Raw genomic sequence first — 15,015 nt, 5'->3', positions numbered from 1 at the left:
TAATTAGTTAAGGCAAATTTAAATAGTTAGCATTGACTAACAAATATATTTCAATTATTTTTTATCTTTGTTTGAAAAGTTTAGCGAATGAATAGCCAATCCATCGAAAACTACCTCAAAGTTATTTTTAATCAGGCCATCGTCACAGATGAAGTCAATACTACGGGAATAGCCCAGGCCTTGGAAGTAAGCCTGCCTTCTGTCAATAGCATGGTAAAAAAACTAGCTGGCATGGGCTTATTGGAATACGAAAAGTACAGACCACTGAAGATCACGGAAAAAGGACGGCAGATGGCAGCCATGATTATTCGAAAGCACCGGCTAACAGAAATGTACCTGGTAGAGAAAATGGGTTTTGGATGGGAGGAAGTCCACGACATAGCAGAGCAACTGGAGCACGTACAATCTCCAGTCTTTTTTGACCGAATGGATGAATTGCTGGGATATCCACAGCGTGATCCTCACGGTTCTCCCATACCCAATAAAAATGGACATATAGCTACCTTGGAATACCGCATGCTGGCTGACTGTCGGCCGGGAGAAAAGGTAACGCTAAAAGCCCTGGGCCATACCTCGGATGCGTTTTTGAAATACCTGAACAGCAAAAATTTGGCCCTGGGAGTGGAAGTAGAAATAATCGCCATGGAAGTTTATGACAGAAACATGACCGTAGTATATGATGGGCATCGAGAAGTATTATCTGCCTTGGTTTGTTCCAAACTACTGGTAAGCTAAATTCTTTCATGGAAAAGGTTTCAAACAAGTATGCCATCATCGTAGCCGGGGGATCAGGTACCCGTATGGGGACTAAAATAGCCAAACAGTATCTGGCCATCGGCGGTAAGCCCGTATTAATGCATACCTTGAATCAATTTTTTGTTCTTGACCCAGCTATTCGACTTCTTTTGGTTTTGCCAGAAGCTGATTTTTCCTATTGGGATGACCTTTGCCAGAAGCATGACTTTTCCATTCCTCACCAATTAGTGAAAGGGGGCAAGAGTAGGTTCGCCAGTGTTAGAAACGGGCTGGATAGTATTTCCGACAATACCGGATTGGTAGCCATACACGATGGGGTACGGCCTTTTGTGGGAGGACAGGTGATTCGCCATAGCTATGAAACCGCAGCAGTGAAGGGGAGCGCTATAGCCGTGATTCCTCTAAAGGATTCAATTCGTGAAATAGAAGGACCTGACAAATCCGTATTCCGGGACCGGGGGCAATTTCGACTGGTACAAACCCCACAAACTTTTCAATTGGCCAAAATAAAAGAGGCATTTTCGGGAGGGGAAAAGGAAATTTTTACCGATGATGCGACGGTTTTTGAGTACATGGGTTGGGAGGTTTGCTTGATACCGGGAAATCCGGAAAACATCAAGTTGACTAGTCCTGAAGACCTTGATTTTGCGAATTACCTGCTAAACAAACGGGAAGGCAGTATTTAACCGAAAATTCAGGTCGTTTATCGGTTTTCTGGTGGACCTGGCCGATAAGACCTGTTTTCATTTAAACCTGTCTGTTAAATTGTATTCAAAATTAAACTAGTCAAACCATGAAAAACATACGAAATGGAAATCATGCATTGGGAGTGCTGATTTTGGTCATAGGCGCATTACTCCTTTTAAGGCAGGTTGGAGTATTTATTCCCGGTTGGATATTTTCCTGGCCGATGATACTGATTGCAATCGGATTGTATTCCGGTTACAAAAATGGCTTCCAAAATACCGGGTCAGTGGTGCTATTGATCATCGGTGGTTTTTTTCTGATAAGGGATAAGCTGTATTTGCCTTATGAGCTGGGGCCTTACCTTTTTCCGCTGGCACTAATCTTTCTGGGTTTGTTTATTATTTTTAAAAAGAACCGAAACCCGGCGATCAACTGGAAAGACTGGGAGGGAAATTATGATAAGTGGGAAAAAAAACTCAGAACGGGAAATGATCCGGAAGGGGTGAATAAAGAAAATTCGGATTATCTCAATGTGGAGGCCTTGTTTTGTGGTCTTAAGCGCAAAGTCATGTCCAAAGATTTTAAAGGAGGAGAGATTACGACGGTATTTGGAGGCTCCGACATCGATTTGATGCATGCAGATATTCAAGATCAGGCCGTTCTAAAGGTTTCTGTTGTATTTGGGGGGGTTAAGCTTATTGTCCCGCCTCATTGGGACGTACAGTTGGGAGTAAGTAACCTCGCTGCAGGAGTCGAAGACAAACGCCACTTCCACCAGGCCACCCAAGATCCTCAAAAAAGGTTGGTGATTACAGGTTCGGTCATTTTCGGAGGGATAGAGATTTCTTCCTATTAATCAGCTGATTCACGATGGAAAACCAACTAAAAATCCATAAGCTAACAGGCGAGCCACTGGATCACGTGGCTTTCCTGCTGTTGGTTTTTGCTGGCATCCTGGCTTGTTCCTTTTTCTGGCATCAGCAGTGGGAATGGGCGATTCAGGATGCTATTATGAGCACGCTGGCTTTTGGCTTAGGGGTTTTTATGTTGAACCTGATTCTTTATTATTATCCCATCGGCAAATTCAGAACCTGGCCAACTTTGATGTTTTCTTTGGTAATAAGCATTGCGCTTGTTTTTGCCTGTCGGTTGCTTTGGAAAGGGGAGTTTTTGGGAAATCCGGAATTTTTACCCCTATTTGAAGAATCGCTTCCGTTAAGGGTTATCGTTGGGCTATTGTTGTTTCATTTGGCGGGATTGATTATTTTATACAGCAAAACGTCCATCAAAGAGTTTCAGATGATGCAGCAGGGAGAGTTGCGCCAAAAACTTTCTACCGATGCAGAGCTGCATTACCTGCGGCAACAGATGCAACCCCATTTTTTGTTTAACAGTCTGAATTCGATCAATGCCTTGCTGGCAAGGCAGCCCGAAAAAGCCAGGGAAATGGTACAGGGGCTTGCTGATTTTTACAGGGAAAACCTGAATAAAGATCCAAAGAAATGGGAAAACTTAACCAGGGAGATGAAGGTTATCGGGCAGTACCTGGAGCTAGAGAAAATCAGGTTTGGTCATCGCCTAAAGTACGAATTAGTAGTTCCAGCCGAAGCAGACCAATTGAAATTGCCTTCCCTTCTAATTCAGACGTTGGTTGAAAATGCCGTAAAGCATGGCTTGTACGGTGTAACGGGTGACATCCTGATTCGCATTGAGGCAAGAAAGGAACGGCATCACCTGGAAGTAACGGTGCAAAACCCTACTGACAATCAACCGGGGAAGGCCTCTGGAACCGGATTTGGCTTGGAGAGTTTGGAAAGAAGGTTATTTCTTATTTTTGGAAGAAAGGACTTGCTGATGCTTCGGAATTCAGCTGGGGTTTTCAGTGCAAGTATTAAAATCCCTCAAACTAGCTGATATGATACGATGTGTAATTATTGATGACGAACCGCTGGCCAGAGAGCTGTTGGCTGATTACCTGGCCGAATTCACGGATTTTGAGGTCGTGGGCGCTTTTCAGGATGGTTTTGAAGGGTTTAAGGGTATCGCAGAAACAAAGCCCGAGCTTTTATTTTTGGACATTGAAATGCCGAAAATCAACGGGTTTGAATTACTGGAACTTTTGGATGAGCCTCCAAAGGTAATTTTTACCACTGCTTACGATACCTATGCCATTCAAGCGTTTGATCAGCAAGCCATCGATTATTTATTAAAGCCGTTTTCAAAGGAACGATTAAAGCAGGCGCTGGAAAAGGTCAGTAGAGAAGTTCAGGACCCCTCCGGATTTCCGTCCAGGCTTCGTGCTGTGAGTGAGGGCCTTCAGGTCCGGGATTATCTGCAGCGGGTTGTAGTCAAAACAGGCACTAAAATTCATATCCTGCCTGTGGGGACGATTACGTATTTTTCGGCGGACGGAGACTATGTAAAGATAGTTGCTGAGGGTAAGAGCTACCTGAAATTAGGAACAATGGGATATTTTGAGAAAGTGCTTAATCCAGAAGAATTTGCGAGGATTCACAGATCTCATATGGTGAATGTTTCCATGATCAGTAAAATCGAACCTTTTCAGAAAGAAAATTTCCTCGTCTACCTGAAAGAAGGCACCCAACTGCCGGTAAGCAAAACGGGTATGGGCAAATTAAGAAAAACCTTGCGGATTTAATTGCAGGAATAAAGTGGACGGACGTAACTACTGATTTGGGAAAAAATGGAAAAGCCTTCCGCGGTGGAAGGCTTTTGGGTTAATATTCGTCTTCGTTAAAGAAGAAATCATCTTTGGTCGGATAATCCGGCCAGATTTCCTCTATGTTTTCATAAGGTTCGCCATCGTCTTCCAGCTCCTGAAGGTTTTCTACTACCTCTAAAGGTGCTCCTGACCGGATAGCAAAGTCAATTAACTCATCTTTAGTGGCAGGCCACGGAGCGTCTTCCAAATAGGAGGCAAGTTCTAAAGTCCAATACATAGTCTACACAAATTTAAACGTCCCCTTGAACGGGGTGCAAAAATAGAAATTCTTTTTAAAACACAAACGATTACGTTTCAATTGTTTGTAAGTTCTTTTAATATGTGGTTTTTAACGTCCACTTTTCGTTTATGGGCAGCGATTTTTCTTCGCATCATTTGATCAAAATCACTTTCCTGGGTCCTGAAATTTTCTGTGTTTTCTTTGACCGTGTTCAACTCCCGCTGGTCCCTCGCGATCAGATCTTTTAACAGCCCGGATTTTATAGTGACTTGTTCTTCTGGGGCTTTCGCATCAAAATCCGGATACTTGGAATGACACAATTTGTCCAGAAAGGACTTCTCGAATACGATTTCTGAAAAGAATACGAAGGAGCCAATACTTTGTTGTGCGTTTCTTGGTTTTTTTGGGGGAAGTTTCTTCCACTCAGCTTGTAGCCTTTTAGCCTGCGCCAGCTTGGTGTCATCTATCTTTCCCCTGGAAAGTACTTTCATCTCTTCTGCTAACTTCTCAATTTTCTTAATCATTAGGCCCGGGCTGAGACTAGGTGTGTTTTGACTCACCCGCTTGAAGCGACTAAAGATACGGTTATTTAACTTGGAAAACTCGTCCCATATGGGTTGTCTCTTGGCTGCCGGCACTCTTCCGGAGGCCTTCCATTGTTTTTGAATTTTCTTACTGATTTCAAAGGCTGTTTTTGCATCAGGTAGATCGTGGGCTTCTCTTGCTTGCTCGAGTAGGCTTTCATATACCTTAATATTCTGCTCTGCCTGCAGAGCCAATCCATCAAAAAAGTTTTTTCGGTTGCCGTAAAATACGTCTAGTATATCCTGAAATTCTTTCTCAATATCATCCTGAACTTCTTTTTCTACCGGTCCTGTTTTAAGCCATTTTAATTTTAACTCTTTGAAGGCTTCGGAAGCTTCTTTCCAGTCCGTACTATTCTTAATGGCGTCTGCTTCTTCTATCAGCGCTTTTTTTATTTCCAGATTTTTTTGCCGGTTAGACTGAATTATTTCTTCCAGGAATGCTTCCTGTTCTTCAAGTTCCCGGATCAGGGCTGGAAAATCTCCCAAACCATCATAGCTCATGAGAGCGTTTTTGAGGTGGATCAATTTCATCAGGAATGAACCTTTGTTTTGGTTTTCCGCAATGTCTTTTTTGAGCTTTTCTACCTTTTGCTTGATAGTTTCGTACCTGTCTTCGAAATAGCGAATGGTGGAAGCTTCATCCTCCTTCACCTCTCCGATGGCACGGTCTTCCTGGCCCAAAAATCCTTTCAAGTAAATTTTGTCCTCTTTTATATATCCATAGGGATGCTCCGTCATGATCAGCAAGGTTGGTTGTAATTCTGAAGTGGTTTTTCCAATTTCTGCAAATTAATTAATAATGCTTCATTTATCCTAAGAAAGCGGATTTTTTACCATCTTTGTTGATTGAATTAAACGCAAAAGAACCATGAGTAACGAAAAAATAATTTTTTCTATGGCAGGGGTGTCAAAAATATACCCCCCGCAGAAGAAAGTACTAAAAGAGATCTACCTCTCGTTTTTTTATGGGGCCAAAATTGGCGTGCTGGGCCTTAACGGCTCAGGAAAAAGCTCCCTGCTTCGCATTATTGCAGGGAAGGATTCAGAGTATCAGGGGGAAGTAGTATGGTCGCCCGGCTATTCGGTGGGCATGCTTGAACAGGAGCCTGAACTGGATCCTTCCAAAACGGTAAAAGAAATTGTGGAGGAAGCCGTTGCCGCTACCATTCAGCTCCTCAAAGATTTTGAAACAATAAACGAAAAATTCATGGACCCGGCGGTAATGGACGACCCCGATGCCATGGATAAATTAATCCAACAGCAGGGCGAGGTTCAGGAAAAGATCGATGCGGCCAACGCCTGGGAGTTGGAAACCATGTTGGATAAAGCCATGGATGCGTTGCGGCTACCTCCCGCGGATGCTATCGTTGAAAACCTTTCCGGTGGGGAAAAAAGAAGGGTTGCCTTGTGTCGCTTGCTCCTTCAGGAGCCGGACGTATTGCTGCTGGATGAACCCACGAACCACCTGGATGCGGAATCTGTGCTTTGGCTGGAGCAGCACCTCAAGCTGTACAAAGGAACGGTCATTGCCGTAACGCACGACCGGTATTTCCTGGACAATGTGGCCGGATGGATACTGGAACTGGACCGGGGAGAAGGGATTCCCTGGAAAGGAAACTATTCCAGCTGGCTGGAACAAAAGCAGGAAAGATTGAAAAAGGAGGAAAAAACAGAGTCCAAAAGGCAGAAAACACTGGAACGGGAACTGGAATGGATTCGGATGTCACCCAAGGCCAAACAGTCGAAAGGGAAGGCCAGGTTAAATGCCTACGATAAACTGGTAGGTGAGGATGCCAAGGAGAAAGAATCCAAACTGGAACTCTACATTCCACCTGGCCCCCGCCTGGGTAGCAAGGTCATAGAGGTAAAGGGGGTGTCCAAAGCATTTGGCGAAAAGCTCTTGTTTGATGACCTGACCTTTTCTTTACCCCAGGGGGGCATTGTGGGTGTCATAGGCCCAAATGGAGCCGGAAAATCCACCTTATTCAATTTGATTACCGGTAAAGAAAAACCCGATGCTGGTCATTTTGAAATTGGAGAAACGGTAGAAATCGCCTACGTTGATCAGGAACACGATGATCTGGATCCGAAGAAGTCCGTTTATGAGACCATCACCGATGGAAATGAATTTATACCCTTAGGCAATAAGGAAGTAAATGGAAGGGCATACGTTAGTCGGTTTAATTTCGGAGGGGCCGACCAGGAAAAGAAGGTCGGGGTGCTTTCAGGAGGAGAGAGAAACCGGGTGCACCTTGCAATGACGCTAAAAAAAGGGGGGAATCTCCTTCTTTTGGATGAGCCCACCAATGACCTGGATGTGAATACCCTACGTTCCCTGGAAGAAGCCTTGGAAAACTTTGGAGGCTGTGCCGTTATTATTTCTCACGACCGTTGGTTTTTGGATAGAATTTGTACCCATATTCTGGCATTTGAGGGAGACAGTTCCGTGTATTGGTTTGAGGGGAATTTTTCGGAATATGAAGAGAATAAAAAGAAGCGATTGGGCGATGTGATGCCGAAGCGGATCAAATACAAAAAGCTCAAATAAATTTCCGGTTTTCCGGTAAACGGGGATTTCAAGATTGGCAAGCTTACAGGGTTTGTAAATTTATGGGTCTTACAAGAACTTTTCATGAAAGATGCCCCGGTAACTGAATGGGGGTGGAAACATATTGGTTCCACCTCTTTTTTTTATTTTCCCATACAGGTTGTTTTGCTTTTTTGTTTCTTTGTGTCTGATTAGCACATTTCGGGAAATTATGATGAGACAATTGCTATTGCGTCCGGGCGCTGGAGAATTGAATTACGAGATCAGGGGCATTGTCAAAAAAGCCAGGATGATCGAAGAGCTGGGATATTCCATTACCTGGGAAAATATCGGGGATCCCATTCAGAAGAACAATACCATCCCGGAATGGATGAAAGAAATTGTTGCAGATTTGGTTCAGGACGATCATACTTACGGCTATGCAGATAGTAAGGGAATGATGGCCACGCGAAAATTTTTGGCAAGCTTGAATAATCAAAAAGGAGGCGTTAGGATCGGTCCTGAAGACATCTTGTTTTTTAATGGCCTGGGAGATGGGATAGCAAAGCTCTATCAATTTCTGATTCCAACGGCCAGAATTATTGGTCCATCTCCTGCCTATTCTACGCACAGCTCTGCGGAGGCAGCGCATGCCAATACCCGGCCAATTACCTATAACCTGGATCCGGATAATAGTTGGTACCCCGACATGGAGGATTTGTACAATAAGGTAAAGTACAACTCTTCTATTGTAGGTATTTTGATCATTAACCCCGATAATCCAACGGGAATGGTTTATCCGAGGGAAGTATTGGATCGGTTTGTGGAAATAGCCCGTGAATTCAAACTCCTTCTAATCGCAGATGAAATTTATCAAAATATCACCTACAACGGCTACAAAGCCATAAGCCTGGCCGAGATCCTTGGGGATGATCTTCCGGGAATTTCACTGAAAGGTATTTCCAAGGAATTTCCCTGGCCCGGGTCACGCTGTGGGTGGATGGAGTTTTATAATCAACATACTTCAGAAGAATTTTCCAAGCTTTGTACTACCCTGGAAAATGCAAAAATGATAGAGGTTTGCTCAACAACCTTACCCCAACTTGCCATACCTAAAATCATGAGCCACCCGGCCTACCAGGAATACCGGAAAACGGCCAACGCCGCTATCGGTACCCGAAGCAGAATTATGGAAGAAGTGTTAGGTAATGTCACTGGTATTAAGTTTAATAAAACCAAAGGGGCTTTTTATAATACGGTCATCTTTGAGGAAGGCGTGTTGGATCATCAACAGTTTTTGCCCATTCAGGATGAGCGCGTCAAAAAGTACCTGGACCATTGGCTTCAGGAAAAGGAGATGCCTCATGACAAACGATTTGTGTATAATTTGCTTGCAGCTGAAAGAATTTGTGTGGTTCCGGTCAGTTCCTTTTGTTCGGACTTGAGGGGATTCAGGGTTACCCTACTAGAAGAAAACGAGGACGTCTTTCGAAATACTTTCGAAAGGCTGGCCCGAAGTATAAAAACCTACCTGAATTCTTCAAAAAATGTCCTGGTGGACTCGTAAGGCTGGTTTCGTGTTGCCGGACTTTTAGAGATGGATCCTCCGGTACAAAGGTACTATCGCTTTCATCAGGCTCATTCTCTATGGATGGCGGATCCTCTCCGAAGTCAGGCTGGCCGGCTAGAATCCAGGCCGAATACCAGAAGTCAGCAATGAGTTTGATGGTTTGCCGCATTTGCCGTTCGACCTGTCCGGCCAGCATGCGGTGATAGGCCTCGCTGAAATCCCGGGAATAAACCCGGGTATTGATGCCACCTCTTTCTTCAAAACTGTATTTCTTATCCTCGGGAAATCGATCGTTTAGTATAGCCTCAAAGCCCAGCACGGAGTCCAGCGCGGCATGCGATTGCGCAATCGTATGCCAGATCACTTGTTGGGGATTGGATACGTATTCAGCTTTCCCTACAAAGAAATTGTAGTTTTCGGCATAAAGTTCCGGTAGCCGTGACTCCCAAAAGCCATGAATTCCATATTGTCCGGTGAATTGTCCGTTGTAATTTCTGGTGGTATGCAAGGGAACGTGAATATCCCCCAGATAATGCCCCAAATCCGCTGCCAGGCGAAGAATGATCTCCGTGTCTTTTTGTTCAAAGGCCCGGACCATTTGTAGGTACGTCAGATAAGTACTCCAGGGAGCGATGCCAGATTGGCGAAGGCTGTCCTCCCCAATCAGAGTTACGGCCTCGAACCAGCTCTGGGGTAAGACCTGAAGTGCGCTGTCACCGTATACATCCAGGTCTATGAAATGCTTTTCAGCTTCCCCTTTGACAGCATACCTTCTGCGGTCCGGGTTTACTGCCTTTTCCCGTAAGTAGCCCTGGTATGGTTTGAATAGTACCATTAATTCAGGTGGCAGTGAAAAAACGGCTTGATTATTAATCAGTCTGTGGGCATAAAATCCCCATGCCCGGAGCCCGGTGGAAGAAAACAGCAAAACCATTAGTAGAAACAGGATTCTCATAATCAAATGAGGTAGCGCTTGATGAAATTACTAAAAATCGTACAAAATATAAAACCTTTTCATGTCCATATTTATTCAATTGTTTTGCAATTAAAAATTAAACCGTTAAATTTGCGATCCATAAAGATCTAGGACTAAAAGTTAATCATATAGCATATGGCAAATCACAAATCGGCTTTAAAGAGAATTCGTGCAAATGAAGCCAAAAGATTGAGGAATAGGTATCAGGCCAAAACCACCCGGACGTTTATCAAGAAATTGAGAAATACCGAAGACAAATCAGAGGCGCAAGAATTGTTGAAGCAGGTTACTTCCATGCTCGATAAGCTGGCGAAGAAAAATGTCATACATAAAAACAATGCGGCCAACAAAAAGTCGAAGTTAACAAAACTGGTAAACGCTATTTAAAAAAGCGCGTTTTTTCAAGAAAATAATGCCCTCCTGAGAATCCGGGAGGGTTTTTTTGTGCTTTTTCGTTAAATTTTTTAAAAGTATTCCTTAGATTGAAGAGTGATGAATTTAGGAGGCAGACAGGGCAACCCTTATCCACTTATTTTTTACCATGGAAGAGTACCAGTCGATACGTATTTCCGCCCTTGCGGAAGAAGATCGTCCTCGTGAGAAGTTACTTCTACGGGGAAAGGCGCATCTATCGGATGCAGAATTAATTGCCATTTTGATTGGTTCGGGTACCCAGCATCTAAGTGCGGTAGACCTTTCCAGGCATATTCTCAAAAGTGTCAACCATGATCTTGCCCAATTGGCTAAACTATCCGTCAATGACTTGAAAAAGTTTAAGGGAATCGGGGAAGCTAAGGCCATCAGTATTGTCAGTGCCTTGGAGTTGGGGAGACGACGAAAAGAAGCAGATCCACAGAAAAAGGCAAAAATCACCTCATCCGCAGATGTCTACCGTCTGATGCGCCAGGAACTACAGGATGAATCAATAGAGTATTTTTATGTTCTTTTTCTAAATCGCAGCAACCTGGTCATCAAAAAACAATTGATTAGTCAGGGCGGGACATCAGCGACGATTGCCGATCCAAAATTGATTTTTAAATTTGGAATTGAACAGTTGGCCAATGCCTTGATTTTGGTGCATAATCATCCCTCAGGCAATCTTAAGCCCTCTGCGGCAGATATTAGCCTAACTAAAAAGCTGTGCCTGGTGGGTAAAAATCTGGAGCTTCCGGTACTGGATCATGTTATTTTCACGGATGTTGGCTATTTTAGCTTCGCAGATGAAGGCATGATTTGATTGACTATGAATAAAAATAACGTGTTTTGGGCAATTGTAGCCCTGGTGATTACAGCATCCCTATTGTATACATTTACCGGAACCGAGGATCCGGAATTTTATCAAAATACCATTGAGGCGGAAAGAGAACGTCAATTTAAATTTCTCAAATACAACTTGGATTCTCCCCTAACGGAGGAACAAAAAGACTTGTTGGATTCACTTGATTTCTATCCCATTGATCCTGCTTATAAGGTCCGGGCGAGGATGGAGCCTGTTGCCAATAAAAGCTTAATGGAGGTGCCCATGACCGACGGAAGCGTGGAACGGTACATCCGGCATTCCTTTGCTGTGTTCGACCTGAAGGGCGAACCCGTTAAGTTGCTATTGCTGCAGGCAGAAGATGAAATGGATCGGAGGAATTTTTTCCTGGCCTTTGCGGATGAAACTTCCGCCGATGAGACCTATGGTGGCGGACGTTATCTGAACTTACGGCAGGATGGGCAATCATCCATTACAATAGACTTTAATCTGGCTTATAATCCCTATTGCGCCTATAATCCTGATTTTGCCTGTCCCATCCCTCCCCGGGAAAATATTCTAGAAATCCCGATCCGGGCAGGGGAGAAAAATTACGATAAATAACCTTTCAGTAGAGGCCAATTATCGTAAATTTGTCATTTAGTCAAAACTACAAAAATGAAAATTTCGATCAATAGACTCAAAGATTACATACCTTTTGACCAATCTCCGGAAGAAATTGCTGATTTACTGACAGCCTCTGGTCTGGAGGTGGAGGGCATTGCGAGCTATGAATCCGTAAAGGGAAGCTTGAAAGGGATTGTGGTCGGGGAGGTAATCCGCTGTGAACCACACCCCAATGCCGATAAACTTAGTCTTACCCAGGTGGATGTGGGAGATCGGATTCTGCCCATTGTGTGTGGCGCACCGAATGTAGCCAAAGGGCAAAAGGTGCCTGTCGCCACTGTTGGTACCACACTTAATCCCAATGATGGCGGTTCCTTTGAAATAAAAAAAGCCAAAATTCGTGGAGAAGTATCGGAAGGTATGATTTGTGCAGAGGATGAGCTGGGCTTGGGAGCCAGCCATGAAGGTATTCTGGTGTTGGACACGGATTTGCCCAATGGGAGTCCGGTAGCCCCTTTATTTGAAATTAGTGAGGCAATAGTTCTTGAAATCGGCCTGACACCAAACCGTGCGGATGCCGCGTCTCATTTGGGAGTAGCCAGGGATTTGAAGGCACTGTTGCACAAAGACCTCAAAATGCCGGACGTGTCGGGATTTTTCGTAGCTCGTGAGGACCGCGCTTTTAAGGTGACAGTTGAAGACCAAAAGGACTGTCCCCGATACGCAGGGCTAACGATTAGTGGAGTGAAGGCAATCCCATCTCCCAAGTGGTTACAAGATTATTTGAAAGCCCTCGATCTGGAACCCATAAACGTATTTGTAGACGTTACCAACTTTATCTTGCATGATTTGGGACAGCCGCTTCATGGCTTTGATGCTGATAAAATAGGTGGAGCGGAAATAACGGTTAGGAAATTACCGAAAGGCACGCCATTCACCACTCTGGACGGCAAGGAAAGAATCCTAACAGGAGAGGAGCTAATGATTTGCGACAACAAGGGCGGGCTTTGCATGGCAGGAATTCTCGGAGGACAGAATTCAGGTGTTTCAGATAGTACCACCACCTTGTTTTTGGAAAGTGCCTGTTTTGGAGCCGATGTGATTCGAAAAGGAGCGCAGCACCATGGAATAAAGACAGATGCTTCCTTTCGCTTTGAGAGAGGTACCGACCCGAACATGCCGGTTTTTGCATTGAAAAGAGCCGCCATGCTTATTTGCGAGTTGGCCGGAGGAGAAATCAGTTCCGGTATAGTGGACCACTATCCTGAGCCGATAGAAGATGTCCGGATTCCGGTAAAATACCGCCACGTAGACCGGCTAATCGGGGCAGTGATTGACCGGAGCGAAATCAAAACCATCCTTAAATCACTGGACATCCGGGTGGATCAGGAGACAGAGGAGGGTTTTCTGGCGTTGGTACCCCCATACCGGGTGGATGTTACCCGGGAGGCAGATGTCATTGAGGAAATCTTAAGAATATACGGCTTTGACTCCATTACTCTGGAAGAGAACTACCAGTCGGAATACCTGGCGGAGCATCCGGAAAAGGATCAAAATAAGCTACAGTACCGAATTTCTGAAACCCTGGCCGGAATGGGATACCATGAAATTATCACCAATTCCCTGAGTAGCTCCGCCTTTTCAGCGGCTTCCGGGTTCTTAAACGCTGAAGAGGATGTGGTGATCCTGAATAAATTGAGTGAAGATCTGGATGTGCTCCGGCAAACGCTCCTTTACACGGGCCTGGAAGTATTGGCACACAATATCAACCGGCGTCAAAAAGATTTGAAATTATTTGAGTTTGGAACCGTTTATTTTAAAAAGGCTAAAGGTTTTGCGGAAGGGAATCGACTTTCCCTATTTCTTACAGGAAATTCCAGCAAGGAAAACTGGATCCATCCGGTAACCGAAGTGGGCTTTCCGGAGCTTTATGCGGTGGTAGAAGCACTGTTAGTCAAACTGAATGTACCGCTTCCAGAGGTGGAAATAGTTGAGGATACGCCTTATACGTATGGTCTGATATTACGAACAAATCAGCAGGAGATCGGTAAAATCGGGCTTTTGGAGCAAGCAGTAACGCGACAGGCATCGGTAAAACAGGAGGTTTTTTACGCAGAATTGGATTGGGATAGGTTGGTCCGGTTGGCTAAAAAGCAAGAGAAATTCAAGGAGATATCGCGATTTCCGGAAGTAAGAAGGGATCTTTCGTTGGTAATTGATCAGCAGGTTAGTTTTGAGGAGTTGCGCCAGATAGCGAATAAGGCCGGAGGGAAGCTTCTAAAGCGGATCAACGTTTTTGATGTGTACAAAGGAGATAAAGTAGAGTCCAATCAGAAGGCCTATGCGTTGAGTTTTTACCTTCAGGATGACCAACAGACCCTGACGGATAAATTGATTGATAAGACCATGAACAAATTAATGGCTGCCTTTGAAAAGAATGCGGGGGCATTGATCAGAAAATAAAATGAAGGATTTTGAGGAGCTTCAGAAGCTGGAAAGGCTGACAGAACGGGTCGAACAGAAGGTCAGGCTGCTCGAACAGGAAAATTCTGCCCTTAAAAATCAACTTTTGTCCTACCAAAAGAAACTGTCAGACCAGGAAGAAGCACTCGAAGATTTTAAAAATCAAATTAAAATTAGTAAAATTGTAAGAAACATACCGGTAGAAAATAAAGCGTCTGCTGAATTGAAGGGGAGAATTGATAGCTATATAAAAGAAATCGATAAGATTATCACTTACCTGTCTGAATAATATGGATACACTTTCAATTAGAATAAAAATTGGAGATAGAGAATATCCAATGAAGGTGAAGGCTGATGAAGAAGCCAGAATCAGGCGGGTGGGGAAGTTGATTAACGATAAAATTAAAAAGTACAGGGAAGAGTTTGGCCTGGAAGACCGACAGGACCTGCTTGCAATGGTCTCGTTTGATTGCATGGTGGAATCCATGGAGCTAAACGAAACCCAAAGCAATGAAAGCGAGCAGATCAAAAACGTGGTATCACAGGTCAATCAACGTCTGGATGCTTTACTCTAACCTATAGTCCGTCAAGTCCCAACACAGCAGTAGTGCATTTTTTTCCG

General features: G+C 44.2%; 16 protein-coding genes. 13 read left to right on the top strand and 3 right to left on the bottom strand.

The annotated features are described in order from the left end of the window. Positions 1-87: 87 nt before the first annotated feature. From GKS34_RS10800 to GKS34_RS10780, 5 genes are all read left to right on the top strand, one after another. Entirely contained in the window at positions 88-735 is a 648-nt protein-coding gene (locus GKS34_RS10800) for a metal-dependent transcriptional regulator (RefSeq protein WP_163384824.1), read from the top strand. Between the two features lie 8 nt (positions 736-743). Beyond that, complete coding sequence (locus GKS34_RS10795; protein WP_163384823.1) at positions 744-1,442, top strand: 2-C-methyl-D-erythritol 4-phosphate cytidylyltransferase; 699 nt, start codon at positions 744-746, stop codon at positions 1,440-1,442. Positions 1,443-1,549: 107 nt separating this feature from the next. Further along, on the top strand, positions 1,550-2,299 hold the full coding sequence (locus GKS34_RS10790) for a LiaF transmembrane domain-containing protein (protein WP_163384822.1): 750 nt from the start codon (positions 1,550-1,552) through the stop codon (positions 2,297-2,299). Positions 2,300-2,313: 14 nt separating this feature from the next. Next, positions 2,314-3,357 carry a sensor histidine kinase gene (locus GKS34_RS10785; protein ID WP_163384821.1) on the top strand — a complete coding sequence of 348 codons (1,044 nt, stop codon included), beginning with the start codon at positions 2,314-2,316 and terminating at the stop codon, positions 3,355-3,357. Between the two features lies 1 nt (position 3,358). Next, complete coding sequence (locus GKS34_RS10780) at positions 3,359-4,102, top strand: LytR/AlgR family response regulator transcription factor (RefSeq protein WP_163384820.1); 744 nt, start codon at positions 3,359-3,361, stop codon at positions 4,100-4,102. Between the two features lie 79 nt (positions 4,103-4,181). On the opposite strand, the gene GKS34_RS10775 is transcribed toward GKS34_RS10780, so the two are convergent. Continuing rightward, complete coding sequence (locus GKS34_RS10775) at positions 4,182-4,403, bottom strand: DUF2795 domain-containing protein (protein WP_010855875.1); 222 nt, start codon at positions 4,401-4,403, stop codon at positions 4,182-4,184. A gap of 77 nt (positions 4,404-4,480) precedes the next feature. Beyond that, positions 4,481-5,731, bottom strand: coding sequence for a DUF349 domain-containing protein (locus GKS34_RS10770; protein ID WP_163384819.1), 1,251 nt, complete (start codon positions 5,729-5,731; stop codon positions 4,481-4,483). 130 nt (positions 5,732-5,861) lie between these two features. Between GKS34_RS10770 and ettA the strand changes: the two genes are divergently transcribed. Then, a complete protein-coding gene (ettA, locus tag GKS34_RS10765) occupies positions 5,862-7,541 on the top strand; it encodes an energy-dependent translational throttle protein EttA (RefSeq protein WP_163384818.1) in 1,680 nt (559 codons plus the stop codon). A gap of 214 nt (positions 7,542-7,755) precedes the next feature. Next, entirely contained in the window at positions 7,756-9,087 is a 1,332-nt protein-coding gene (locus tag GKS34_RS10760; protein WP_163384973.1) for a pyridoxal phosphate-dependent aminotransferase, read from the top strand. Here the strand turns inward: GKS34_RS10760 and GKS34_RS10755 are convergent. Then, entirely contained in the window at positions 8,978-10,045 is a 1,068-nt protein-coding gene (locus tag GKS34_RS10755) for a zinc dependent phospholipase C family protein (protein WP_163384817.1), read from the bottom strand. The two genes, GKS34_RS10760 and GKS34_RS10755, sit on opposite strands and share 110 nt — an antisense overlap. Before the next feature lie 156 nt (positions 10,046-10,201). On the opposite strand from GKS34_RS10755, the gene rpsT reads away from it, so the two are divergent. From rpsT to GKS34_RS10725, 6 genes are all read left to right on the top strand, one after another. Beyond that, a complete protein-coding gene (gene rpsT / locus GKS34_RS10750) occupies positions 10,202-10,453 on the top strand; it encodes a 30S ribosomal protein S20 (RefSeq protein WP_162417117.1) in 252 nt (83 codons plus the stop codon). A gap of 154 nt (positions 10,454-10,607) precedes the next feature. Further along, the gene (gene radC / locus GKS34_RS10745) at positions 10,608-11,303 is read left to right on the top strand and encodes a RadC family protein (protein WP_163384816.1); all 696 of its coding nucleotides are present in this window, start codon (positions 10,608-10,610) and stop codon (positions 11,301-11,303) included. Between the two features lie 6 nt (positions 11,304-11,309). Further along, entirely contained in the window at positions 11,310-11,927 is a 618-nt protein-coding gene (locus GKS34_RS10740; RefSeq protein ID WP_163384815.1) for a DUF1684 domain-containing protein, read from the top strand. A 54-nt stretch (positions 11,928-11,981) separates the two neighbouring features. Beyond that, complete coding sequence (gene pheT, locus GKS34_RS10735; RefSeq protein ID WP_163384814.1) at positions 11,982-14,393, top strand: phenylalanine--tRNA ligase subunit beta; 2,412 nt, start codon at positions 11,982-11,984, stop codon at positions 14,391-14,393. A 1-nt stretch (position 14,394) separates the two neighbouring features. After that, positions 14,395-14,682 (top strand): hypothetical protein, encoded by a 288-nt coding sequence (locus GKS34_RS10730; RefSeq protein WP_163384813.1) that lies wholly within the window; start codon positions 14,395-14,397, stop codon positions 14,680-14,682. Between the two features lies 1 nt (position 14,683). Then, positions 14,684-14,968 (top strand): cell division protein ZapA, encoded by a 285-nt coding sequence (locus tag GKS34_RS10725; protein ID WP_163384812.1) that lies wholly within the window; start codon positions 14,684-14,686, stop codon positions 14,966-14,968. Positions 14,969-15,015: the final 47 nt, after the last annotated feature.

The sequence above is a fragment of the Cyclobacterium jeungdonense genome (genome assembly GCF_010994275.1).
GTDB classification, from domain to species: domain Bacteria; phylum Bacteroidota; class Bacteroidia; order Cytophagales; family Cyclobacteriaceae; genus Cyclobacterium; species Cyclobacterium jeungdonense.
This window is presented reverse-complemented; position numbering and strand designations above follow the sequence as displayed.

Excerpts from the sequence above, each read along its gene's own strand:
- GKS34_RS10800 (WP_163384824.1), top strand. The coding sequence starts at position 88 with ATGAATAGCCAATCCATCGAAAACTACCTCAAAGTTATTTTTAATCAG.
- GKS34_RS10795 (WP_163384823.1), top strand. The coding sequence starts at position 744 with ATGGAAAAGGTTTCAAACAAGTATGCCATCATCGTAGCCGGGGGATCA.
- GKS34_RS10790 (WP_163384822.1), top strand. The coding sequence starts at position 1,550 with ATGAAAAACATACGAAATGGAAATCATGCATTGGGAGTGCTGATTTTG.
- GKS34_RS10785 (WP_163384821.1), top strand. The coding sequence starts at position 2,314 with ATGGAAAACCAACTAAAAATCCATAAGCTAACAGGCGAGCCACTGGAT.
- GKS34_RS10780 (WP_163384820.1), top strand. The coding sequence starts at position 3,359 with ATGATACGATGTGTAATTATTGATGACGAACCGCTGGCCAGAGAGCTG.
- GKS34_RS10775 (WP_010855875.1), bottom strand. The coding sequence starts at position 4,403 with ATGTATTGGACTTTAGAACTTGCCTCCTATTTGGAAGACGCTCCGTGG.
- GKS34_RS10770 (WP_163384819.1), bottom strand. The coding sequence starts at position 5,731 with ATGACGGAGCATCCCTATGGATATATAAAAGAGGACAAAATTTACTTG.
- ettA (WP_163384818.1), top strand. The coding sequence starts at position 5,862 with ATGAGTAACGAAAAAATAATTTTTTCTATGGCAGGGGTGTCAAAAATA.
- GKS34_RS10760 (WP_163384973.1), top strand. The coding sequence starts at position 7,756 with ATGAGACAATTGCTATTGCGTCCGGGCGCTGGAGAATTGAATTACGAG.
- GKS34_RS10755 (WP_163384817.1), bottom strand. The coding sequence starts at position 10,045 with ATGAGAATCCTGTTTCTACTAATGGTTTTGCTGTTTTCTTCCACCGGG.
- rpsT (WP_162417117.1), top strand. The coding sequence starts at position 10,202 with ATGGCAAATCACAAATCGGCTTTAAAGAGAATTCGTGCAAATGAAGCC.
- radC (WP_163384816.1), top strand. The coding sequence starts at position 10,608 with ATGGAAGAGTACCAGTCGATACGTATTTCCGCCCTTGCGGAAGAAGAT.
- GKS34_RS10740 (WP_163384815.1), top strand. The coding sequence starts at position 11,310 with ATGAATAAAAATAACGTGTTTTGGGCAATTGTAGCCCTGGTGATTACA.
- pheT (WP_163384814.1), top strand. The coding sequence starts at position 11,982 with ATGAAAATTTCGATCAATAGACTCAAAGATTACATACCTTTTGACCAA.
- GKS34_RS10730 (WP_163384813.1), top strand. The coding sequence starts at position 14,395 with ATGAAGGATTTTGAGGAGCTTCAGAAGCTGGAAAGGCTGACAGAACGG.
- GKS34_RS10725 (WP_163384812.1), top strand. The coding sequence starts at position 14,684 with ATGGATACACTTTCAATTAGAATAAAAATTGGAGATAGAGAATATCCA.